The sequence below is a fragment of the Pseudomonas sp. AC355 genome, assembly GCF_979258205.1.
Map to the genome: position 1 here is coordinate 4116704 of NZ_OZ409843.1, position 22779 is coordinate 4139482.

The following is a 22779-nucleotide window of genomic DNA, read 5'->3' on the forward strand; positions in this document are numbered from 1 at the left end:
GGCCATTCAATCGCGCCAGCCTGCGCCACGCAAGCAACCAGTCCAAATGGACTATAGGGCGCCGCGTCATTCCGGGTTAGCGTGACCGCTTATAAATCGATGGGGTCAGCGGTGGTCACCAGCAGTCGCTGGTGCCGGCGTCATCCCTGCAGGCCTCTTCAGGGATGACAGCATGAACCGTGTATTCACCACCGTCTGGAATCACAGCCTTGGCGCCTGGACAGTCGCCAGCGAACACGCTAGCCGCCAGGGCAAGCGAAGTACCTCGAAAGGCCAACGCATCGGCAGCGTGGCCCTGCTGAGCGCCACCCTGTTCAGCCCGGTGCAGGCAGTCGCAGCGGATCTACCCGCGGGCGGGCAGATCGTGCAGGGCTCCGGCCAAATCGGCACGCCGAGCACCAACCAGATGGTCATCGACCAGGCCAGCAACAAGCTGGCCATCAACTGGCAGAGCTTCGATATCGCTGCCGGCAACAAGGTGACCTTCAACCAGCCTGGCAGCGACTCGATTGCCCTGAACCGCGTGCTCGGCGCCGATGGCTCGAGAATCATGGGCCAGCTCGACGCCAATGGCCGGGTCTTCATCATCAACCCTAACGGCGTGCTGTTCGGCCAGGGTGCGCAGGTGAATGTCGGCGGTTTGGTCGCCTCCACGTTGGATATCAGCGACGCGGACTTTGCTGCGGGTAACTACCAGTTCAAAGGTGATGGCAGCAATGCCAGCGTGATCAACCAGGGCTCGATCAATGCCCGTGATGGCGGCGCCATCGCCCTGCTCGGCGGAGCAGTGAGTAACCAGGGCGTGATCGTTGCCAACCGGGGCACGGTCGCCCTGGCGGCGGGCAATAAAATCACCCTGGACTTTGCCGGTGACGGCCTGCTCAACGTGCAGGTAGATGAGGCCGCGGTCGATGCCCTGGTGGAAAATCACCAACTGATCAAAGCCGACGGCGGCCAGGTGCTGCTCACCGCCAATGCCGGTGACGCGCTGCTGAAAACCGTGGTCAATAACACCGGCGTGATCGAAGCCCAGACTCTGGGTGAGAAAGACGGCAAGATTGTTCTGCTTGGCAGTTTTGACGGCGGCACCGTGCAGGTGGCGGGCACCCTCGATGCCAGCGCACCGACGGGCGGCAATGGCGGGTTTATCGAAACCAGCGGTGCCCACGTCAAAGTAGCCGACAGCACCAAGGTCACCACCAAATCTGCAAACGGCAAGACCGGCATCTGGCTGATCGATCCGACCGACTACACCATCGCGGCCACCGGTGGCGACCAGACCGGCGCGTTTTTTACGAATGCGCTCAAAAGCACCAGTGTTCAGATTCAGAGCACCTCGGGCAGCAGCGGCACGCTGGGCGACATCAACGTCAACGACACGATTTCGTGGTCGGCCAACCTGCTCAAGCTGACGGCGCAAAACAATATCAACATCAACCAGGCGCTGCGAGGCTCCGGCACGGCCAGCCTGGCGCTGGAATATGGCCAGGCGAACGTGGCCTCCGGCAACACGAGCAAGTACAACGTCAAGGCCGAGATCGACCTGCCGTCGGGGCAGAACTTCAGCACCAAACTGGGCAGCGATGGCGCGCTGACCAATTACACGGTGATCAACAGCCTGGGCGCGGCCGGCAGCACCAGCGGCACCGACCTGCAAGGTATCGGCGGCGTATTGAATGCCAACTATGTGCTGGGTGCCAATATCGATGCGACCTCCACCTCGGCCTGGAATGGGGGGCTGGGATTTACGTCCATCGGCACCAGCGGCGTACCGTTTTCCGGGCAGTTCGATGGCCTGGGCCATGTCATTACCGGCTTGAACAGTTCTACCACCAGCGTGACCGGCACCGCCGGTCTGTTCGGCTCCAACAGCGGAAGCCTGCGTAATATTGGCTTGGTCGCTCCGGTTATCGGCGCTAATAGCGGCAACGGTACCCAAGCCAATATCGCCGCGCTGACCGGTATTAACAGTGGTGCCATCAGCAATGCTTATGTCAGCGGTGGTTCGGTGGCCGTCACGACGGGTGCCATTGGTGGCGGCCTTGTTGGACTCAACAGTGGCACGATCAGTGACAGCTACAACAGCAGCAAGGTCAGCGTCGTGGGAAACTATGACTGGTGGCTGGGAGGACTGGTTGGCAATACCACCTCAGCCAGTACGATCATCAACAGCTATAACTCGGGTGAAGTGGTCGGCAGGTACACCGCAGGTGGCTTGGTTGGCAATAATCTGGGCAAGATCACCGATAGTTTCAATAGCGGCAATGTGTCAGGAACCACCAGTACAGGGGGGCTGGCGTCCCATAATCGCGCTACTGGAGTCATCACCAACAGCTTCAATACCGGCTCCGTGACGGGCAATAGCCTGACCGGCGGCTTGGTCGGCAACAATACGACGTCCGGCCAGGTTCTCAATAGCTACTCGATTGGTGCGGTGAGCAGCCGTGGCACTACCGGCAGTGGCTTTGGCGGCCTGGCTGGAGGAAACGCAGGCATCATCAGAAACAGTTACGCGACCGGTTCGGTGGCGGGCGTCACAGCGGTGGGCGGCCTGGTTGGCGCCAATACCAGCGCTGGCTCCATCGAGAACGCCTATTCGTCTGGCGCGGTAAGCCTGCTTGCCGGCGGCTCCGGCACCTTGGGCGGCCTGATCGGCACCATCGCTTTCGGCACAAGTCCCTCGATCACTGGCGGGTATTACAACACCACCGTGAACCCTGGCATGCCAGGTGTCGGTAATAATGGCGGTCCCAGCACCCCCGCGATCACTGGCCTGACCACGGCGCAGATGATGACCGCATCCAGCTTCGCCGGCTGGGGCCTTTGCCACCACCGGTGGCAGCTCGTCAGTCTGGCGCATCTACGAGGGGCAAACCGGCCCGCTGCTGCGCAGCTTTCTCACGGCCGTCACCGTCACCCCCACGAACCTCGCCGGCAAGACCTACGATGGCACCCTCGCCAGCGGCACCTTCACCTACACCCCCAGCCTGACGGATGCTGTGCTCGACGGCAGCGCCACCTACACCACCCAGTCAGCCAATGCTGGCACCTACAGCGTCGCCAGTGGCGGGCTAACCCTAGGCGGCCTGTATTCCGGCCAGCAGGGCTACGACATCAGCTATGGCAGCGACAGCAGCCTGAGCATCACGCCGAAAGCCTTGACGGTGACCGGCGTGACTGTCGCCAGCAAGACGTATGACGGCACCACGTCGGCCACGGTATCGGGCGGTACCCTGAATGGCCTGGTGAGCGGCGAAACCCTGAGCCTGTCCGGCCAGAGCGGTACATTCAACGATCAGAACGCGGGCAACGGTAAGGCCGTGACGGTGACCGGCGCCACCCTGGGCAATGGCACTGGCCTGGCCAGCAACTATACGGTCACCAACGCCACCGGCGCCACCGGCACCATCACGCAAAAAGCGCTGACGGTGACCGGCGCGGCGGCGGCCGACAAGGTCTACGATGGCAGCACGACAGCGAGCGTGACCGGCGGCAGCCTGTCCGGCCTGGTCGGCTCGGAAACGCTGGGCCTCAGCCTGTATGGAGTATTCGGCAACAAGAATGCGGCCAGCGGCAAGACCGTGACGATAACGGGCGGCGCGCTATCCGATGGCACTAACGGCGGCTTGGCCAGCAATTACACGGTCGGCCCGGTGACCGGCCTGACCGCCAGCATTACGCCAAAAGCCCTGACGGTCAGCGGCGTGACGGTCAGCGCCAAGGCGTATGACGGCACGAAAGCAGCGACGCTCACCGGCGGCACCCTGGATGGCCTGGTCTCCGGCGAAACCTTGAGCGTGTCCGGCCAGAGCGGTGAATACAACGACAAGAACGCGGGCACCGGCAAGGCCGTGACCGTCACCGGCACCACCCTGGTCGACGGCAGCGGCCTGGCCAGCAATTACTCGGTGACCAATCCGACCGGCGTGACCGGCGACATCACCAAAAAAGCGCTGACGATCACCGGTATCACGGCCACCAACCGGGCCTACACCGGCGGTACCGCGGTCAGCCTGGGCGGTACCGTGATTGTCGACGGCCTGGTCGGTGCGGAAGGCTTCGGCGTCGGCGGCATGGTCGGCGTGTTTGCCGACAAGAACGTCGGCACCGGCAAGGCCGTCACCATCACCGGCGCGGTCATGACCGTCGGCAGCAACGGCGGCCTGGCCAGCAACTACACGATCAGCAACCCGACCGGCGTGACGGCCAATATTACCAAGGCCACCATTTCCGCGGTCACCAATATCGTGATCGACGACAAAGTCTACGATGGCGGCCTGAACGCCATCGTCAATGCGGCCGGCGCCACGTTCGGCGGCATCAAAAGCGGTGACAGCCTGACAGTCAACGCGACCACCGCCACCTTCGCCGACAAGAACGTCGGCACCGGCAAGGCGGTGACGATCAGCGGCATCGGGCTGGGCGGCACGGACGCCGGCAACTACAACCTGACCACCACCACCGGCAGCAGCACCGGCGCCATCACGCCGAAAGCGCTGACCATCATCGGCATGTCGGCTGTCAGCAAGGTGTACGACGGCAACACCAAGGCCAGCGTCACGGGCGGCTCGATCGATGGCCTGGTCGGCTTGGAGACCCTGGGCGTGACGGGCCTGACGGTTACTTTTGATGACAAGAACGCCGGCACCGGCAAGGCGGTGACGGCGACCGGCACCACCCTGGTCAACGGCGGCAATGGCGGCCTGGCCAGCAACTACACGATGGCCAACCCGACCGGTTTCACCGCCAATATCACGCCGAAAGCACTCACGGTTACCGGGGTCTCTGCCAGCGACAAGGTGTATGACGGTAATACCGGCGCGGTTCTGGTGGGCGGTAATCTGAGTGGTCTGATCTCTGGTGAAACGCTGGCTCTGAACGGCATGACCGGCACCTTCGCTGATAAAAATGCCGACACCGGCAAGATAGTTACCGTTAGTGGTGCAACACTTGCCGACGGTACGGGTTTGGCCAGTAACTACACCTTAACCAATCCCACTGGGCTGACAGCCAATATAAACAAGGCCGGGCTGACCGTGACCGCCAACGACGCCAGCAAGATCTACGACGGCATCGCCTACAGCGGCGGTAATGGTGTTAGCTACAGCGGCTTTGTCAATAATGAGGACGAAACAGTGCTGGGCGGAACGCTGGTTTATGGCGGCAGCGCCCAGAACGCGCTCAATGCCGGTAGCTACAGCATTGCTGCCACCGGTCTTACCGCCAGTAACTATGACCTTGCATTCAATGACGGCACTCTGCAGATCGCCGCGGCCCCCGTGCAGCCCCCCGTCACGCCGCCGGTAACCCCCGAGCCACCTGTTACTCCAGAACCTCCGGTCACACCCGAGCCGCCCATCGAGCCTCCTCAAGAGGAGCCGACCCTGACCAGCCGCCAGACCCTGCAATATGCCGCGGCCCGTAACAGCGCTCGTGAGCAGCGCCTGAGCCAACCGGCGCCTAACCTGTCCAGCCAGGACAGCAGCCCGGCCTACGACATCGTCGACAGCGGCATCCGTTTGCCAGAGGGAATCTGACCCATGCGCTTCTCTCTCTCCCTGTTCGCCCTGGCGATCACAGCCAGCAGCACGGCCAGCCTGGCCCAGGTCGCCCCAGATGCTGGCCAGTCGATCCGTGAAATCGAGCAAGTGCCGCTGCCGCTGCCACCCAAACAGTCCATCGACCTCAACTTGCCGGCTGCGCCGAGCAGCGAGGCAGCGGTTGGTGGGCCCACCCTGCAGGTTAATGCCATAACCCTGACGGGCAACCAGGCGATCGACAGTTCCGAACTGTTACCGCTGATCACCGATCTGCAAGGCCGGGCGGTCTCGTTGGGTGAGTTGCAGGCCGGCGCCAGCCGTATCACCGCGCTGTACCGTGAACGCGGTTATCCCTTGGCGCGTGCTTACTTGCCGGCCCAGGAAATCGACGAGGGCCGCGTCACCATTGCGGTGCTTGAAGGCCGTTACGGCCAGGTCAGGATCAATAACAGCTCCCGCACTGGCGCTACTGCCCTGGCTCCGCTGGCCGCGCTCAAGCCCGGCGACGCCGTACGCGGGCAGGCGCTGGAGCGCAGCCTGCTGCTGCTATCGGACACACCGGGGGTGGAGGTCAAATCCACCCTCACGCCCGGCGCATCGGTGGGCACCAGCGACTTGCTCGTGGCTGTGCAGCCAGGGGCGCTGCTGTCCGGCTCGGTCGATGCTGACAACTACGGCAACCGCTTTACCGGCGAGTACCGCCTGGGTGGCACTCTCAACGTCAACAGCCCGCTGGGCCTGGGTGATCGCCTGTCGCTGCGCGCCATGGGTTCGGATGAAGACCAGCAGTACGGCCGCATCGCCTACCAGTTGCCGATTGGCCCCTGGGCCACCCAGGTAGGTGTCGCCTATTCGGATATGGACTACGAGCTGGCCAAGGATTTCGGCGATCTCAAGGCCCACGGCAATGCGCGGATCACCAGTGTCTATGCGATCCAGCCGTTGATCCGCTCGCGCGATCTTTCCCTGTATGCGCAGTTGCAGTTCGACGACAAGCGCCTGAAGGACGATATCGACCTGTTCGACAGCAAGAGCGACAAACGCTCACGCGTGGTCATCGCCAGCCTCAACGGCAACAGCCGCGACACCCTGCTCGGCGGTGGCGTCAACAGCTTTTCCCTGGCCTGGAGCCAGGGCAGCCTGAACATCGATGGTGAGCTGAACCAGTTGATCGATGACCTGACGGCCGGCACGCAAGGCCGCTTCCACAAGGCCAACCCGAGCCTGGTGCGCCTGCAACGCCTGACGGATCGCTTCAGCCTGTACGGCCAACTACAAGGCCAGTGGGCCGACGGCAACCTCGATAGCTCGGAAAAGCTGAGCCTTGGCGGCGCCTACGGCGTACGTGCTTATCCCCAGGGCGAGGCGTCTGGCGACCAAGGCTGGCTGGCCAACCTCGAACTGCGTTACGCGCTAACCGACGCCTGGCAACTGAACACCTTCGTCGATCATGGCGAGGTGCGTTTGAACAAGGACACCTGGAGCACCGGCGACAATCACCGCAGCCTCTCCGGGGCAGGTATCGGTGCACGCTGGGCAACGCAGGGCTGGCAGATCAGCACCGTGGCTGCCTGGAAACTCGGCAATGCCGAAGCACAAAGCGATGTGGATCGTAGTCCTCGGGTCTGGGCGCAGGTCGTGCGTTATTTTTGAGGCACGCCAGGATAAATGGATCCGCGCAATTGATTTCTTGTACGCAAAGAGGCTTGCTCTCTCCGGGGCGCCGTCAGGCTGAAACGCGTTAGTTCGCTGGGCTTTGTGTAGGGCAGCGTGGCAGAAAGTTGCGTTCTTACGTCGGGGTGAGCGCCTCCACTGAGGTCAGAGGAGGCCTATTACTTTCAGGTTGTTGCCGGCCTGCCAGGTGCAGGCTGGTGTCTATCTGTGATCAAACGCAGCGCGTTGTGCGACCAGCGTTGGCTGCACTAGCTTGATCACTGGTAGATAGCTTAGAAGCGGAAGGCCTGGCGACCGATCAACAGCCACTGGCCTTTCTGTTTTTGCCAGATCTGGAAGTTTTCGATTTCGGTCGGGACGATGCCTTTCTCTTTGTTGATGGCTTGAGCCGAGAAGTGATGGCGCACCAGCGCGACGTCTCCGGACAGGGTGATCTTCTGGTTAAGCATCTTCAGTTCTTTGAACGCGCTCTTGCCGGTTTCGATGTCTGCGATAAAGGCTTTTTTGTCTTGGATATTGCCGCTGGAGTGGCCATAGGTGAGGTTTTCGGCCGTCAGTGCCTGCAGCTTGGCGATGTCCTTGTGCAGCATGGCCTGGGTGAGGCCGTCCACTGCGGTGGCGACATCCTGTTCATCGGTAGAGGCAGCGGCCACGTAGCCGGTAAACAGGCACAGAAAACAGACGAGCAGTTTCAGCTTTTTCATGCACAGAACCCTTTTTGTAATTGTTAGGAGTAAAGGCGACGGGATTGTCCGTCGTCGTACAACTTAACTGATTCTGGGTTCCTGACAAGTGCCACGCTCACCCAAATAGCCAACATTTCGTCAGGCTGGCGTACGGCCATTATCGCTGCAGGCGTGTGCTGTGCAGCAGGTCGCACGCTTCGCGAGTCGCGGTTGTGCTGGTCGGGGCGAGGGCGTCCAGCCAATGCCGGGCGCTGCTCTCGGGTAATTTAGGCCAGCCAGCTGACAGCGCTTGCAGGCGCTGCAGGTGTTCGCGTTCCGCATCCAGCTCGAGTTGTTTGAGGTGCTGGCGTAATAGCGCCAGCGCCTGATCCGTCTGCGCGGCCTCATGCCAGGATTGACGCAACTGCCTCAGTGGTACGACGACGTCGCGCTGCCAGGGGGCTGCAGCCTGGCGTAATTGCGCCACGTAGTCGGTGGTGCAGTGTGTTGCGCGTTGATCCAGCCATAGGCCGCAGAGCACCAGGCAGACATCCGCTCCAGCATCCTGCAGCGCCAAACAGGCCGTCTCGACGCCAGGGCGGGCATAGAGATTCGCGGCGAAGTCCCACAGGTCAGTAGTCACGGTACGCTCCGAGTAAGCGGCAGGGGACTCTGGTAGAATCCGCCGCCATTATGATCCGACTTCTGAACCTTACCTTACAGCGTGGCCCGCAGCGTCTGCTAGAAGACGCCGAGCTGACCCTGCACGCCGGCCACAAAGCCGGCCTTATCGGTGCCAACGGCGCCGGAAAATCGAGCCTGTTCGCCTTGCTGCGTGGCGAGTTGACCCCGGATGCCGGCGATTGCCTGCTGCCCGGCGACTGGCGCATCGCCCATATGCGCCAGGAGGTCGATACCCTCGAGCGCCAGGCCGTGGACTACGTGCTTGACGGCGACCACAACCTGCGCCGTGTGCAGGCTGATCTGGCAGTTGCCGAGCAGCGCCAGGACGGCAGCGCCATTGCTCGCCTGCACAGCGAGCTGGACAGCGCCGACGGCTACACTGCCGACGCCCGTGCCCGCAAGCTGCTGGCCGGCCTGGGCTTCGACAATGCGCAGATGGATCGCCGGGTCGGCGATTTTTCCGGTGGCTGGCGCATGCGCCTTAATTTGGCCCAGGCGCTGATGTGCCCATCCGACCTGCTGCTGCTTGATGAGCCGACCAACCACCTGGATCTGGATGCCATTCTCTGGCTCGAGGGCTGGTTGCAGAGCTATCCGGGCACTTTGCTGCTGATCTCCCACGACCGGGATTTTCTCGATGCCGTGGTCGACCACGTCGCCCACGTCGAGCAGCGCAAGCTGACGCTATACCGTGGCGGTTACAGTGCCTTCGAACGTACCCGTGCCGAGCGTTTGGCCCAGCAGCAGCAGGCGTACGAGAAGCAGCAAGTGCAGCGTGCGCACATGGAAAAGTACATCGCCCGTTTCAAGGCCCAGGCGACCAAAGCACGCCAGGCTCAGAGCCGCATCAAGGCGCTGGAGCGTATGGAAGAGCTGAGTGCGGCGCATGTCGACTCGCCCTTCGATTTCGTGTTCCGTGAGGCCGACAAGATTTCCACACCGCTGCTCAGCCTTAGCGAAGGCCGCCTCGGTTATGGCGACAAGACCATTCTGCAGCAGGTCAAGCTGAGCCTGGTGCCGGGCGCCCGTATCGGCCTGCTCGGCCCCAACGGCGCGGGCAAGTCGACGCTGATCAAGAACCTCTCCGCTGAGCTGCAGCCGCTGAGCGGCAGCTTGCAGCGTGGCGAGAATCTGGTGATCGGCTACTTCGCCCAGCACCAGCTCGACTCCCTGGACGACAAGGCCAGCCCGCTGTTGCACCTGCAGCGTATTGCCCCCGGCGAGCGCGAGCAGACCCTGCGCGATTTTCTCGGCGGCTTTGACTTCCGTGGGCCGCGTTGCGATGAGCCGGTGCTGAATTTCTCCGGTGGCGAGAAAGCGCGCCTGGCCTTGGCGCTGATCGCCTGGGGCAAGCCCAACCTGCTGCTGCTCGATGAACCGACCAACCACCTCGACCTGGAGATGCGCTTGGCGTTGACCATGGCGCTGCAGGAATTCGCCGGGGCGGTGGTGGTGGTGTCTCACGATCGGCACCTGCTCAAGAGCACCACTGACGAGTTCCTGCTGGTCGCCGATGGCCGCGTGGCACCGTTCGACGGTGACCTGGAGGATTACGCGCGCTGGCTGGTGGATTATCGTCAGCGCCAGGCCGCTCCAGCGACTGCGACAGCGGTCAGCACGGGCAATGACAAGCGTGGCCAGCGCCAGGCCGCCGCTGCGCTGCGCCAGCAACTGGCACCGCACAAGAAGGCAGCGGACAATCTCGAGGCTGAGCTCGGTCAGGTGCAGGGCAAGCTCGCCGCACTGCAAGAGCGCCTTGGCGATAGTGCCATCTACGAGGCCGCGCGCAAGGAAGAGCTGCGCCAGGCGTTGGCCGAACAGGCAGGGCTGAAGAGCCGTGAAGGCGAGCTGGAAGAACAGTGGCTGGAAGCGTTGGAAACTCTGGAAGTGTTGCAGCAAGAACTGGAGGCAATGGCTTGAATTTCGATTTTACCGACCTGGCCTGGCTAACCGCCTGGAGCCAGCCACTGATGCTCGCTGGGCAGGTCGTTCTGATTCTGGTACTGGCCTGGCTGGCACAGCGGATTCTCACTCGTGGCATTAGCCGCTTGGGCCATCGCTATCCACAGCTACCGGCAGAGCTGCTGGTGCCGTTGCGCGGCCTCACCCGCTGGCTGATCCTGGGTAGCGCGTTCATGCTGGTGCTGGAGCGCTTAGGTGTTTCGGCCCAGGTGTTGTGGGGTGCTTTGACCGGCTTTGCGGCAGTGGCAGCCATCGCTTTCTTCGCCATCTGGAGCGTATTGTCGAACCTGTTCTGCGCGCTGCTGATCTTCGCCCTCGGGCCGTTCCGTATCGGTGACTGCGTCGAGGTGCTGGAAAGCGCCGACAAGCCGGGCGTGCGGGGTCGTGTATTGGACATCAACCTGTTCTACACCACCCTGGAAGACCTGACCGGTGACGCGCCGGGCACCTGGGTGCAGATTCCCAATAGCCTGTTCTTCCAGAAGGCCGTGAGGCGCTGGCGCAACGGTGATGTACCGGCAGCACGCAAGATCGAATCCTGATCATCATTAATTCGAGGTCGTCATTATGGCTCTGGAAACCTGGCTCGCGTTCTTCGTCGCTTGTTGGCTGATCAGCCTGTCGCCAGGTGCCGGTGCCATCGCATCGATGTCGGCCGGCTTGCAATACGGCTTCCTGCGCGGTTACTGGAACGCCTTGGGCCTGCAGCTCGGCCTGGCGCTGCAGATCATCATCGTCGCAGCTGGCGTCGGTGCGATTCTGGCGACCTCGGCGCTGGCCTTCAGCCTGATCAAGTGGTTTGGCGTCGCTTACCTGGTTTACCTGGGCTGGCGACAGTGGTCTGCGCTACCTGCCGATATGAACGTGAGCGGCGAGCGCCCGATTGGCCGGCCGCTGAGCCTGGTGTTGCGCGGCTTCCTGGTGAATTTCGGCAACCCCAAGGCCATCGTCTTCATGCTCGCGGTGCTGCCGCAGTTCATCAACCCCCATGCACCGCTGACTGAGCAGTACCTGATCATCGGCGTGACCATGGTGACTGTCGATCTGATCGTCATGGCTGGCTATACCGGCCTGGCCGTACGCGTTTTGCGCCTGCTGCGCACGCCGCGTCAGCAACGCATCATGAACCGCAGCTTTGGCGCGCTGTTCGTAGGCGCTGCGGCGTTGCTGGCCACCGTGCGTCGCGCACCGGTCTGAGCATGCGCGTATGGATCGATGCCGACGCCTGCCCACGGCTGGCGCGGGATCAGGTGGTCAAGTTCGCGCTCAAGCGTAACTTCGAAGTCGTCATGGTCGCCGGGCAAGCGCAGCCCAAGCCGGCTTTCGCCTGTGTGCGTTTGATCGTCGTGCCGAGCGGCCCGGATGCGGCTGATGATTATCTGGTGGAGCACGCCGTGCCAGGCGAGCTGGTGATCTGCAGCGACGTGCCGCTAGCTGATCGCTTGGTGAAGAAGGGTGTGCTTGCGCTGGATCCGCGCGGTAAGGAGTTCGACGAGCGCAACATGGGCGAGCGTCTGGCGGTACGTAATCTGTTCACCGACCTGCGTGAGCAGGGGCAGGTCGGCGGTGGTCAGGCTGCCTACGGCGACAGAGATCGGCAGGCTTTCGCCAATTCTCTGGATCGCCTGCTGACGCGCCTGTCACGCGGTTGAACGCCTTGTCGACCAAGCGTTTAAGCGTCGCCGCTGTGGGCGGCGATAGTTTTCACTCGTGGGTCAGTTCCAGTACGCGGTCTACCAGCTTATTGATCCCTGACGCCGCCTGGGAGATGGACTCAGCCAGCATGTAGGCCGGCGTGGTCACCAGCTTGCGCTGGGTATCCTCGACGATATCTTCGACGTTGCACTCGACGTGCTCGGCGCCCATTTTGGTCAGTGCTGCTGCGGTGTCGGCGTCATGGCCGATGGTGCAGGTCACGCCAGCGCCAAAGATGCGCGCCGCCAGGGCCGGGGCGATGCAGATCAGCCCGACGGGTTTGGAGGCACTGACGAACGACTGCGCAGCCGCCAGCACATCGGCCTGTACAGTGCAGTCGCCGCCAGCGCTGGCGAAGTCGGAAAGATTCTTGGCGGCGCCGAAGCCACCCGGCAGGATCAGTGCATCGAAGTCGTCGGCGCGCAGTTCGCGCACGTCTTTGATGTTGCCGCGGGCGATGCGTGCGGATTCCACCAGCACGTTACGCGCTGGCTGCATTTCTTCGCCGCTCAGGTGGTTGAGTACGTGTGTCTGATCGATGTCTGGCGCGAAGCACTGCACTTCGGCGCCGCGTTGGTCGAGGCGCAGCAGGGTGATCACGCTTTCGTGGATCTCCGAGCCGTCATAGACGCCACAACCGGAAAGAATCACTGCGACTTTCTTGTTCATCGACCAACTCCTGATGAGGTACGAGCCGAGCCCGGATCTAGCGTCCGGCGGTCTCGCCTGGGGGTAACATGTCTTTTGTTATGACTGATCAGTCAGCCAATTGTTACAGGCTTTTGAACGTTTGTGAGGTCGTCGTCAATTGCAGTGCTTCAGGTGCGGCGCTGTCTACGACGGTACAGCCAGATGCCCAGGCCGATGATCAGCAAACCCGCGAAGACGTACAACTGAACCTGATGCAGCTCGCCAAGCAGGCCTTCGAGTGCGCGGCCAAGCTTATAGGCGAGGGTGCCGAGCACGATGGCCCAGATCGCGGCGCCGATGGCATCGAGAATCACGTAACGGCGGCGCGGATAGCCGGAGATACCGATAGCCAGTGGCATCACGGTGCGCATGCCGTAGAAGAAGCGGAAGCCCAGCACCCACAAGTCCGGATGGCGGCGCAAGTACATCAGTGCCTTGTCGCTGAGCGCTTGCCACTGGGGACGATTATCGAGAATGCGTCGACCGTGACGGCGGCCCAGATGGAACCACAGTTGGTCGCTGGCATAAGTGCCGAGGAAGGCGAAGATTATCACCAGCTCGATCTGCAAAATGCCCCGCAACGCCAGATAAGCCGCCAGTAACAGCGACATTTCACCTTCGAGAAAAGTGCCCAGGGCCAGGGCCGGGTAACCGAAGTGCTGCAGCAAATTTTCCAGCATTGAAGATGACCGTAGAGGAGGGGAGGCAAGGCTACGCCGTTCGACAATGTAAAACAGCATTTGTCAGGAGACTGTGAAATGGTTCGCTGCGTTTTTTGACCTCTTCGGGCCTCGCGTCATGATTCTGTCTGCTTTTGACTTTTTCGATGTGCCTTATCGGCTGCGACGTGCCGTCGCAGTATTCGTTATCGTCGTCATCATTTGGTCATAATGGCGGCTTATAACTGTCACACTTCGCCCGCTTGAGCGGGCCCAGGAGTCTGCACGTGAGCTTTACCCCTGCTAACCGCCTGTTCCCAGCCACCCGCCTGCGCCGCAATCGTCGCGACGAATTTTCCCGGCGTTTGGTGCGTGAGAACGTGCTGAGCACCAACGACCTGATCCTGCCGGTATTCGTGCTCGATGGCGAGAATCAGCGTGAGGCGGTGGCATCCATGCCCGGCGTTGAGCGTCTGTCCATAGACCTGCTGCTGCAGGAAGCGGAGAAGTGGGTGGCTCTGGGTATTCCCGCGTTGGCGCTGTTCCCGGTAACCCCCGCAGAAAAGAAAACCCTCGACGGCAGTGAAGCCTGGAACCCGGACGGCATCGCTCAGCGTGCCACCCGTGCGTTGCGCGCGCGCTTCCCCGAGCTTGGGGTGATCACCGACGTGGCCCTCGACCCGTTCACCACCCATGGTCAGGACGGCATTCTCGACGAAGAAGGCTACGTGCAGAACGACATCACCGTCGATGCGCTGGTCAAGCAGGCGCTGTCTCACGCCGATGCGGGCGCTCAGGTGGTGGCGCCGTCGGACATGATGGACGGGCGCATCCAGGCTATCCGCGAGGCGCTGGAGCTGGCCGATCACGTCAACGTACGGATCATGGCCTACTCTGCCAAATACGCCAGCGCCTACTACGGCCCGTTCCGCGATGCGGTGGGCTCCTCGCTGAACCTCGGCAAGGCCAACAAGGCCTCCTACCAGATGGATCCGGCCAACAGTGACGAGGCGTTGCATGAAGTCGCCGCCGACCTCGCCGAAGGCGCCGACATGGTCATGGTCAAGCCGGGCATGCCGTACCTGGACATCGTTTCCCGGGTCAAAAGCGAATTCAAGGTGCCGACCTTTGTCTATCAGGTCAGTGGCGAATATGCGATGCACATGGCTGCCATCCAGAACGGCTGGCTCAGCGAAGCGGTCATTCTCGAGTCGCTGACGGCCTGCAAACGAGCGGGTGCCGATGGCATCCTCACTTATTTCGCCGTGCGTGCGGCCGAACTCATACGACAGGGGCAGTAGCCCCTCCAGGGTAATTCAATGAGCAACGAAGGACTCAGTGAGAACGAACAGCTCGATGTACCGGCAGTCAGCCTGCCGGTGATCGACGAAGCGCCGGTGGAAGCGATAGTGGAAACGCCAGTAGTCGAAACCACGGCGGTCGCCGTGCCAGTGCCCAGCCTGGATGACAGTAGCTTGTACATCCACCGTGAGCTGTCGCAACTGCAGTTCAACATCCGCGTGCTGGAACAGGCGCTGGACGAGTCCTACCCGTTGCTGGAACGTCTGAAGTTCCTGCTGATCTTCTCCAGCAACCTCGATGAGTTCTTCGAAATCCGCGTTGCCGGGCTGAAGAAGCAGATCAACTTCGCCCGTGAACAGGCCGGCGCCGATGGCTTGCAGCCGCATCAGGCGCTCTCGCGCATCGCCGAACTGGTACACGAGCAGGTTGGCCGGCAGTACGCCATCCTCAACGATGTGCTGTTTCCTGCGCTGGCCAAGCACGGCATCAACTTCATTCGCCGCCGCTACTGGACGACCAAGCACAAGGCCTGGGTGCGCCGCTATTTCCGCGACGAGATCGCGCCGATCATCACACCGATCGGTCTCGACCCGACGCACCCGTTCCCGCTGCTGGTCAACAAGAGCCTGAACTTCATCGTCGAACTGGAAGGCGTCGATGCCTTCGGTCGCGATTCTGGTCTGGCTGTAATCCCTGCGCCGCGTCTGCTACCGCGGATCATCAAGGTGCCGGAAGACGTCGGCGGCCCAGGCGCCAACTACGTGTTCCTGTCGTCGATGATCCACGCCCACGCCGATGACCTGTTCCCTGGCATGAAGGTCAAGGGTTGCTACCAGTTCCGTCTGACCCGTAACGCCGATCTGTCGGTGGACACCGAGGATGTCGAAGACCTGGCCCGCGCCCTGCGCGGTGAGCTGTTCAGCCGTCGTTACGGTGATGCGGTTCGCCTGGAGGTGGTCGACAGCTGCCCGAAACACCTCACTGACCAGTTGCTCAAGCAGTTCGGCCTGTCGGAGCACGAGCTGTATCAGGTCAACGGCCCGGTCAACCTGACCCGCCTGTTCAGCATCACCGGTCTGGAAAGCCATCAGGATCTGCAATACGCGCCGTTCACGCCGGTAATCCCCAAGTTGTTGCAGAACAGCGAGAATATTTTCAGCGTGGTCAGCAAACAGGACATCCTGTTGCTGCATCCCTTCGAGTCCTTTACGCCGGTCGTTGACCTGCTGCGCCAGGCCGCGAAAGACCCCCACGTGCTGGCCATCAAACAGACGCTCTACCGTTCTGGCGCCAACTCGGAGATCGTCGATGCCCTGGTGGAAGCCGCGCGCAACGGCAAGGAAGTCACCGCGGTGATCGAGCTGCGCGCACGCTTCGACGAGGAGTCCAACCTGGCCCTGGCTAGCCGCCTGCAGGCTGCCGGTGCGGTGGTGATCTACGGTGTGGTGGGCTTCAAGACCCACGCCAAGATGATGCTCATTCTGCGTCGTGAGAACGGCGAGATCGTCCGTTACGCGCACCTGGGTACTGGTAACTACCACGCCGGCAACGCCCGTCTGTACACCGACTACAGCCTGCTCACCGCCGACGTGGCGCTGGGTGAGGATGTGTCAAAAATGTTCAGTCAGCTGATTGGCATGGGCAAGACCCTGCGCATGAAGAAGCTCCTGCATGCGCCCTTTACCCTAAAGAAAACCCTGCTCGACCTGATCGCCAAGGAAACCCACCTGGCCAGCGAAGGCAAGCCGGCGCACATCATCGCCAAGTTCAACTCGCTGACCGATGCGAAGATCATTCGCGCGCTGTACAAGGCCAGCCAGACCGGCGTGCGGATCGATCTGGTGGTGCGTGGCATGTGCTGCCTGCGGCCGGGCGTGCCGGGCGTGTCGCACAACATTCAGGTGCGTTCGATCATCGGTCGCTTCCTGGAGCACACCCGGGTGTTCTACTTCCTCAATGGCGGCGAAGAGAAAATCTATCTCTCCAGTGCCGACTGGATGGAGCGCAATCTCGATAAGCGCGTGGAGACCTGCTTCCCGGTCGAGGGTAAAAAACTGATTCTGCGCGTGAAGAAGGAGCTGGAAACCTACCTGACCGACAACACCCATGCCTGGGTGCTGCAGCCAGACGGGCGCTACCTGCGGCTTTCGCCGACCGGCAACCAGAACTCGCGTAGCGCGCAGGCCAGCTTGCTGGAAAAACTCAGCGCACCAGTGATTATCCCGCGCTGAGTCGTTGGCGCTGAAAACGGGCCTTAAATGGGCCCGTTTTTTATCCCTCAAAACCACGCCTCGTTCATTGTCAGGCAGGTGTCGTCGCGCTGTTCCAGCACATCCAGGTCGTGATGGCAGCCGGGCACTTCACGCAGCAGAAAATAGCGCGCTGCCTGCAGTTTGCCACTGTAGAAGTCGACATCGGCCGCATTACCAGCTAGGCGACCCTGCTCCGCGTGAACGGCCTGCTCCAGCCAGCGCCAGCCGATTACCAGATGGCCGAATACCTTCAGGTACAGCGCCGAGTCCGCCAGAGCGCTGTTCACGCGGCCCTGCTGCAGGTCGCCGAGCAGCGCTAGCGTGACGTTCGATAGGCGCGCCAGTAGTTTTTCCAGCGGCTGACGCAAGGCGTCCAGTTCGATGAAGGGTTCGGCGCGCTGGCAGGTATCGATGATCTGCCGGCTCAATGCCTTGAGTGCCGCGCCGCCGTGCTGGCCGACCTTGCGCCCTAGCAGGTCGAGGGACTGGATGCCGTGGGTGCCTTCGTGGATCGGGTTGAGGCGGTTATCTCGGTAATACTGTTCCACCGGGTGATCGCGGGTATAACCGTGGCCGCCGAGAATCTGGATCGCCAGGGCATTGGCTTGCAGGCAATACTCGGACGGCCAGGACTTGGCCACCGGAGTCAGCAGGTCGAGCAGTTGCCCGGCCTGCTCACGCTGTTCGGCGTCCTCCAGCGTCTGGCTATCGTCGAACAGGCGAGCACAGTAGAGAGCGAGGTCGAAGGCGCCTTCCACGTAGGCCTTCTGGGTCAGCAGCATGCGGCGTACATCGGCGTGCTCGATGATCGCCACCTGAGCGCTTGCCGGGCTCTTGCCGTCGGGCAGGCGCCCCTGCGTGCGCTGGCGTGCGTATTCCAGAGAGTACAGATAGCCGGCGTAGCCGAGCATCACCGCACCCATGCCGACGCCGATACGCGCCTCGTTCATCATCTGGAACATGTAGGACAGGCCGGCATGAGGCTTGCCCACCAGATAGCCGACGCAATTACCGTGATCACCGAAATTCAATGCCGTGGAGGTGGTGCCGCGCCAGCCCATCTTGTGGAACAGGCCTGTCAGAACCACATCGTTGCGCAGGCCCTGGCTGCCGTCTTCGCCGATCAGAAATTTCGGCACGATGAACAGCGAGATACCTTTCACCCCGGCCGGCGCGTCGGGCAGTCGGGCCAGCACCAGGTGGATGATGTTCTCGCTCAGGTTATGGTCGCCACCAGAGATGAAGATCTTGTTGCCCTTTAGGCGGTAGCTGCCATCAGCTGCCGGCTCGGCACGGGTGCGGATATCGGCGAGAGAGGAGCCTGCATGGGGCTCGGTCAATGCCATGGTGCCGAAGAAGCGGCCTTCGATCATCGGCTGTAGAAAACGACGCTTCTGCAGTTCATCGCCAAAGGCTTCGATCAGGTTGGCGGCCGCCATGGTCAGCAGCGGGTAGGAGGCCGTGGCGATGTTGGCCGCCTGGAAATGCGCGAAGCAAGCCTGGGACAACAGGTTGGGCAGTTGCATGCCGCCTGCCTCGAAGTCTCTGGTCGCGTTCAGGAAACCAGCGTCGACGAAGGCCTGCAGCGCTGGCTTGACCTCGCCGATCAACTGCGCGGCGCCGTCGACATACTGCGGCTCATTCTCGTCGCCCTTGCGGTTGTGCGTAGCGAACAGCTCTTCGGCGATGCTGTGCGCGGTATCCAACGCGGCGTTGAAGGTTTCCCGGCTGTGCTCGCTGAACCGCTGGCGGCTGGTGAGCGCTTCGGCATTCAGCACTTCGTAGAGTTCGAACGCCAGGTTGCGGGCGCTGAGCAAGGTCTCGGGCATGATGGCTCTCCGGTTGAATGAGGCCAGTCTAGGGAGCTGCGCGCGGCCCGCTAGCATCATCGACCGCCGTGATGGCGAGGAACAAGCCGTAAATGGCCTGGGGCATTCCACCGCAGGCGCTGCAGCGCGCGCGCAGGACGGCTACAATTCGCCTCCTGCTCAGGAGCCGATGATGAATTACCGCCACGCCTTCCATGCCGGCAACCACGCCGATGTATTGAAACACTTGGTGCTGTGCCGCCTGTTCGCCCTGTTGGCGCGCAAGGAGGCCCCGTACGCCTATCTGGATAGCCATGCCGGTGTCGGCCTGTACGACCTGACTGGCGACCAGGCCAGCCGCACCGGTGAGTGGCGTGAGGGCATCGGTCGTCTGTGGGACGCCACGGATGCACCGGAACCGTTACTCGATTATCTGGAAGTGATCCGTGCGATGAACCCCGATGGCGTCCTGCGCCATTATCCGGGCTCGCCCGAGCTGGCGCGTCTGCACACCCGCGAGCAGGATCGCCTGCACCTCAACGAGAAGCACCCGGAAGACGGTCAGTTGCTCAAGGAAAACATGGCCGGTGACCGGCGTGTGGCCGTGCACCTGGGCGAAGGCTGGCATCTGCCGCGTGCCCTGCTGCCGACGCGTGAGAAGCGGGCAGTCATGCTGATCGACCCGCCGTTCGAGAAGGCCGATGAGCTGGAGCGCTGCGTTACCTCGCTCAACGAGGCCATCGGTCGTATGCGCCAGACCATCGTGGCGATCTGGTACCCGATCAAGGACGAGCGTCAGCTCAAGCGTTTCTACCGCGACATGGAAAAGAGCGCGGCGCCGAAATTGCTACGTGCCGAACTGTTCGTGCACCCCGCTGATGAGGCTCAGCGCCTGAACGGTTCCGGCCTGCTGATCAGTAACCCGCCATGGGGACTGGAAGAGGAATTACGCGAGCTGTTGCCCTGGCTGGCCGAACGCATGGCACAAAGCAAAGGCAGCTGGCGCCTCGACTGGCTGATCGCTGAGCAGAGCTGACGGCTCTTATCTGTATCGATCGAAGGCCTGGTTTCAGCGGCTTGTGAGGGCGCTCACGAACTGCTCCGGGTCTTCCAGCATCATCAGGTGCCCACCGGGCAGGCAGGTAACGCTGGCGGCCTTTTCCAGCGCCCACGGTGGGAGGGTTCAGACCTTCTTTCGAGCGCTCTCCGGCGATCAGGTGCACGGGTGTCGATCCTTCGAATATTTCCCTGACTGCTTGCAGGTAGTCAGCATGACCGGTTACCTCAACGACCGAGCGTGCGGTGGCCTGGATGGTCGATGCCGGCTGGTTGCCCAGGAGGCTCGATGCGCTTGCACGATGGCTCGCGGTGGTCGCGATCCCAGACTTTGCCAGCCAGCCATCCGGGTTCTCCCTGAATTGCGCCAGCATCGTATCAGCCTCATGGGGCGTCATCCGAGCCACGCTGGCTGACCAGAAGGCATCGGCCAGCGAGAAGTTTCCCTCGACACTGTAAATCGACGCGACCCTTGTCGGATGAGCCGTTGCGAACAGCATGGCGATTGCGCCTCCAACGGAGTGCCCTACCAGGTGCACACGCTCGATGTCTCTCTCCGTGAGCCATCGAGCAAGGTGCGCAACCTGCCCGGGTAGCGTGATGGTGGAGGGATCCACATGCTGCAGGCCGCCGTAACCGAGCAGGTCGGGCATGTGTGCCTGGATGCTCCGTGAGCGAAATAGCGGTGCCAGATCACGCAGGCTGCCAATCAGGCCATGAATGAGAAGATAGGGATACTCGGGCATCTGGGTGCATCCATGGATGACGGGCTGATCTACCTTCGCCGTGGATCGACGTAGTAGCTCAGTTGCTGACGCGGATTCAGGTACTCGCGGGCTTCGGGGGGCAGCTGCGAGGCGCGCACGCTGCTTGCGATGACCACTGAGGCGTCTGCTTCCAGATTGACGATCAGCGCTTCTTCCTTGGGCACCTGAGCATCGTAGATGATCAGCGTCGGCTTCATTGGCAGCGTTGGGTGCATACCCAGCACCAGGGCGTAGCGCTCGTCTTGCAACTGAACCAGGCTGCCCGGCGGGTAGACGCCCATGCAGCGAATAAACGCCTTTAGCGCGACCTCATCGAAACGCACTCGCTGCTGTGGCGAGTACATGCGTGCGAGAGCTTCGTGAGGGCTCAGGGCTGTGCGCGGGTCGAGTGGGTTGCACAGGTTGTCGAAGTGGTTGGTGATGCACACGATGCGGCTCAGGCGGCCGATCGATGCTTCGTGCAACTGCCGTGGATAGCCGCTGCCGTCACAATATTCATGGTGCTCGTGGATGATGCGCAGCACGTCGTCGTCGAGCATCAGCTTCTCGCCCATACGTCGGCCGAACACGGTGTGCATCTCCAGCAACTGCTGCTCGGCGTGAGTCAGGGGCGGTAGTTTGAGCAGTACCTTGCTGGGTACTTCCAGCTTGCCGATGTCATGCAGCAGGGCGCCCATGCCGAGCATGTGGCAGGCCTCGCTATCCAGGCCCAGCTGGCGGCCCAGCATGACCGATAGCACGGTGACGTTGAGCGAATGCACGTAGGCATCTTCGGCAGCCTTGCCGGTGATGCTGTGCAGTGCTACGCCATCCTCGCCAAGCATGGTCTCGACCAGCTCGTTGACCAATGCCCCAGCCAGTTTGACCGAGTTCTCCGGCTGGTTTCGCAGGCTCTGATTGAGTGTCTTGACCCGCTGGCTGGCCTGGGTGAAGGCGCGGTCGACCTCGGACAGCCTTTTGCGCAGCACGCTGAGTTGCTTGACCCGCACCTGACGCGCCTGTTCCTGAGGATCTGGCGGGGTTGGTGGCGCCTGTTCGACCACTTTGGTCGGCAATGCCAGCGGCCCGCAATCGCTACGCGCGGGGTCGTAGCGCAAGCGCTTGAGACCCAGCGCACGGAGCTGCTTGAGCTGGCTTTCGTCCTTGATCTTGAAATTACTGAAGGCGAACGAATGTTCCCACCAGCTCAGATCGAGTTGGACATAAAGCCCGACACAAAGCTGGTCGGGCGAAATGTACTGAGTGGTATCCGGCATTCCGTGCTTGATCTGCAAAGTGACTGTTGGCTAAGTCTAGCGCCGTCCTGGGGTTGTAGCATCCCGTCAGATAGGACTATTCCAGTCCTCAGGCGGGTAGGCACACACCGGTTCCTTTCAGGCCGCAATAGCCTTCCGGGTTCTTCGCCAGGTACTGCTGGTGATAAGCCTCGGCGTAGTAGAAGGTCGGTGCTTCAGCGATCTCCGTGGTGATCTCGCCAAGTCCGGATTTCTCCAACTCGCTCTGGAACTGTGCCTGGCTATGGCGGGCAGCCTCAAGCTGTTGCTCGTCGGTGCAGTAGATGGCCGAGCGGTACTGGCTACCGATGTCGTTACCCTGGCGCATGCCCTGGGTTGGGTTGTGGACTTCCCAGAACACTTTGAGCAACTCTTCATAGCTGGTCTGCTGCGGATCGAACACCACCAGCACCACTTCGGCATGGCCCGTTAGGCCCGAACAGGTTTCTTCATACGTCGGATTGGGCGTATGACCGCCGGCATAGCCCACAGCAGTGGTCCAGCACGCCAGGCTGCTGCCAGAAGCGGCGCTCGGCACCCCAGAAGCATCCCAGGCCGAACACCGCGGTTTGCAGGCCATCAGGGAATGGGCCCTGCAGCGGGTTGCCATTGACGTAATGGGCTTCGGGCACTGAAATCGGTGTCTCGCGGCCAGGCAAGGCCTGTTCGGCGCTGGGCAGCTCGAGTTTGTGGGCGAGAATTTGCGAGCGTAAGACCATGAATCATGTTCTCCGAGTCGTTGCTGTTGTTT

16 protein-coding genes and 2 pseudogenes are annotated in these 22779 nt (G+C 61.9%); 10 read left to right on the forward strand and 8 right to left on the reverse strand.

Features of this window, described 5'->3' with window-relative positions:
* Nucleotides 1-172 precede the first annotated feature (172 nt).
* From ACZ0AI_RS19275 to ACZ0AI_RS19285, 3 genes are read left to right on the forward strand one after another with little or no spacing between them, the layout of a single operon-like run.
* Nucleotides 173-3199, forward strand: a complete 3027-nt coding sequence (locus ACZ0AI_RS19275) for a two-partner secretion domain-containing protein (RefSeq protein WP_463570066.1) — start codon at nt 173-175, stop codon at nt 3197-3199.
* Nucleotides 3174-5537, forward strand: a complete 2364-nt coding sequence (locus ACZ0AI_RS19280; RefSeq protein WP_463566272.1) for a beta strand repeat-containing protein — start codon at nt 3174-3176, stop codon at nt 5535-5537. Before ACZ0AI_RS19275 ends, ACZ0AI_RS19280 begins: the two co-directional genes overlap by 26 nt.
* A gap of 3 nt (nt 5538-5540) precedes the next feature.
* Entirely contained in the window at nt 5541-7193 is a 1653-nt protein-coding gene (locus tag ACZ0AI_RS19285; protein WP_463563254.1) for a ShlB/FhaC/HecB family hemolysin secretion/activation protein, read from the forward strand.
* Between the two features lie 293 nt (nt 7194-7486).
* On the opposite strand, the gene ACZ0AI_RS19290 is transcribed toward ACZ0AI_RS19285, so the two are convergent.
* A complete protein-coding gene (locus ACZ0AI_RS19290) occupies nt 7487-7918 on the reverse strand; it encodes a nuclear transport factor 2 family protein (protein ID WP_463563255.1) in 432 nt (143 codons plus the stop codon).
* 139 nt (nt 7919-8057) lie between these two features.
* On the reverse strand, nt 8058-8522 hold the full coding sequence (locus ACZ0AI_RS19295; protein WP_463563256.1) for a TIGR02444 family protein: 465 nt from the start codon (nt 8520-8522) through the stop codon (nt 8058-8060).
* Between the two features lie 50 nt (nt 8523-8572).
* Between ACZ0AI_RS19295 and ACZ0AI_RS19300 the strand changes: the two genes are divergently transcribed.
* The 4 genes from ACZ0AI_RS19300 to ACZ0AI_RS19315 are packed head-to-tail and all read left to right on the forward strand — an operon-like array spanning nt 8573 to nt 12177.
* Nucleotides 8573-10483, forward strand: coding sequence for an ATP-binding cassette domain-containing protein (locus ACZ0AI_RS19300; protein ID WP_463563257.1), 1911 nt, complete (start codon nt 8573-8575; stop codon nt 10481-10483).
* Nucleotides 10484-10533: 50 nt separating this feature from the next.
* Complete coding sequence (locus ACZ0AI_RS19305) at nt 10534-11067, forward strand: mechanosensitive ion channel family protein (RefSeq protein WP_225839547.1); 534 nt, start codon at nt 10534-10536, stop codon at nt 11065-11067.
* Nucleotides 11068-11092: 25 nt separating this feature from the next.
* Nucleotides 11093-11722 carry a homoserine/homoserine lactone efflux protein gene (gene rhtB / locus ACZ0AI_RS19310; RefSeq protein ID WP_463563258.1) on the forward strand — a complete coding sequence of 210 codons (630 nt, stop codon included), beginning with the start codon at nt 11093-11095 and terminating at the stop codon, nt 11720-11722.
* 2 nt (nt 11723-11724) lie between these two features.
* Nucleotides 11725-12177: a YaiI/YqxD family protein gene (locus ACZ0AI_RS19315; RefSeq protein WP_463563259.1), complete on the forward strand. Its 453-nt coding sequence runs from the start codon at nt 11725-11727 to the stop codon at nt 12175-12177.
* A 52-nt stretch (nt 12178-12229) separates the two neighbouring features.
* On the opposite strand, the gene elbB is transcribed toward ACZ0AI_RS19315, so the two are convergent.
* Entirely contained in the window at nt 12230-12889 is a 660-nt protein-coding gene (elbB, locus tag ACZ0AI_RS19320; protein WP_463563260.1) for an isoprenoid biosynthesis glyoxalase ElbB, read from the reverse strand.
* Between the two features lie 149 nt (nt 12890-13038).
* Nucleotides 13039-13590, reverse strand: a complete 552-nt coding sequence (locus ACZ0AI_RS19325; RefSeq protein WP_463563261.1) for a DedA family protein — start codon at nt 13588-13590, stop codon at nt 13039-13041.
* Between the two features lie 266 nt (nt 13591-13856).
* On the opposite strand from ACZ0AI_RS19325, the gene hemB reads away from it, so the two are divergent.
* Both hemB and ppk1 read left to right on the forward strand, forming a co-directional pair.
* Nucleotides 13857-14870: a porphobilinogen synthase gene (gene hemB / locus ACZ0AI_RS19330; protein WP_225836153.1), complete on the forward strand. Its 1014-nt coding sequence runs from the start codon at nt 13857-13859 to the stop codon at nt 14868-14870.
* An 18-nt stretch (nt 14871-14888) separates the two neighbouring features.
* Complete coding sequence (gene ppk1 / locus ACZ0AI_RS19335) at nt 14889-17102, forward strand: polyphosphate kinase 1 (protein WP_463563262.1); 2214 nt, start codon at nt 14889-14891, stop codon at nt 17100-17102.
* Between the two features lie 47 nt (nt 17103-17149).
* Here ppk1 and ACZ0AI_RS19340 read toward each other — a convergent pair whose 3' ends face one another.
* Nucleotides 17150-18952, reverse strand: a complete 1803-nt coding sequence (locus ACZ0AI_RS19340; RefSeq protein ID WP_463563263.1) for an acyl-CoA dehydrogenase — start codon at nt 18950-18952, stop codon at nt 17150-17152.
* A gap of 172 nt (nt 18953-19124) precedes the next feature.
* Here ACZ0AI_RS19340 and ACZ0AI_RS19345 point away from each other — a divergent pair, with 172 nt between their 5' ends.
* Nucleotides 19125-19967, forward strand: coding sequence for a 23S rRNA (adenine(2030)-N(6))-methyltransferase RlmJ (locus tag ACZ0AI_RS19345; RefSeq protein WP_463563264.1), 843 nt, complete (start codon nt 19125-19127; stop codon nt 19965-19967).
* 235 nt (nt 19968-20202) lie between these two features.
* Here ACZ0AI_RS19345 and ACZ0AI_RS19350 read toward each other — a convergent pair.
* The 3 genes and pseudogenes from ACZ0AI_RS19350 to msrA form a co-directional block, all read right to left on the reverse strand.
* Nucleotides 20203-20733, reverse strand: a pseudogene (locus ACZ0AI_RS19350) (alpha/beta fold hydrolase); the annotation flags it as partial.
* A 29-nt stretch (nt 20734-20762) separates the two neighbouring features.
* Nucleotides 20763-22010, reverse strand: a complete 1248-nt coding sequence (locus tag ACZ0AI_RS19355) for an HD-GYP domain-containing protein (RefSeq protein ID WP_463563265.1) — start codon at nt 22008-22010, stop codon at nt 20763-20765.
* Between the two features lie 88 nt (nt 22011-22098).
* Nucleotides 22099-22747: pseudogene (gene msrA / locus ACZ0AI_RS19360) on the reverse strand (peptide-methionine (S)-S-oxide reductase MsrA).
* Nucleotides 22748-22779 lie beyond the last annotated feature (32 nt).

Bases quoted from the DNA above. Each gene is read 5' to 3' on its own strand.
- ACZ0AI_RS19275 (WP_463570066.1), top strand. From the start codon at position 173: ATGAACCGTGTATTCACCACCGTCTGGAATCACAGCCTTGGCGCCTGG.
- ACZ0AI_RS19285 (WP_463563254.1), top strand. From the start codon at position 5,541: ATGCGCTTCTCTCTCTCCCTGTTCGCCCTGGCGATCACAGCCAGCAGC.
- ACZ0AI_RS19290 (WP_463563255.1), bottom strand. From the start codon at position 7,918: ATGAAAAAGCTGAAACTGCTCGTCTGTTTTCTGTGCCTGTTTACCGGC.
- ACZ0AI_RS19300 (WP_463563257.1), top strand. From the start codon at position 8,573: ATGATCCGACTTCTGAACCTTACCTTACAGCGTGGCCCGCAGCGTCTG.
- ACZ0AI_RS19305 (WP_225839547.1), top strand. From the start codon at position 10,534: ATGCTCGCTGGGCAGGTCGTTCTGATTCTGGTACTGGCCTGGCTGGCA.
- rhtB (WP_463563258.1), top strand. From the start codon at position 11,093: ATGGCTCTGGAAACCTGGCTCGCGTTCTTCGTCGCTTGTTGGCTGATC.
- ACZ0AI_RS19315 (WP_463563259.1), top strand. From the start codon at position 11,725: ATGCGCGTATGGATCGATGCCGACGCCTGCCCACGGCTGGCGCGGGAT.
- elbB (WP_463563260.1), bottom strand. From the start codon at position 12,889: ATGAACAAGAAAGTCGCAGTGATTCTTTCCGGTTGTGGCGTCTATGAC.
- ACZ0AI_RS19325 (WP_463563261.1), bottom strand. From the start codon at position 13,590: ATGCTGGAAAATTTGCTGCAGCACTTCGGTTACCCGGCCCTGGCCCTG.
- ppk1 (WP_463563262.1), top strand. From the start codon at position 14,889: ATGAGCAACGAAGGACTCAGTGAGAACGAACAGCTCGATGTACCGGCA.
- ACZ0AI_RS19340 (WP_463563263.1), bottom strand. From the start codon at position 18,952: ATGCCCGAGACCTTGCTCAGCGCCCGCAACCTGGCGTTCGAACTCTAC.
- ACZ0AI_RS19345 (WP_463563264.1), top strand. From the start codon at position 19,125: ATGAATTACCGCCACGCCTTCCATGCCGGCAACCACGCCGATGTATTG.
- ACZ0AI_RS19355 (WP_463563265.1), bottom strand. From the start codon at position 22,010: ATGCCGGATACCACTCAGTACATTTCGCCCGACCAGCTTTGTGTCGGG.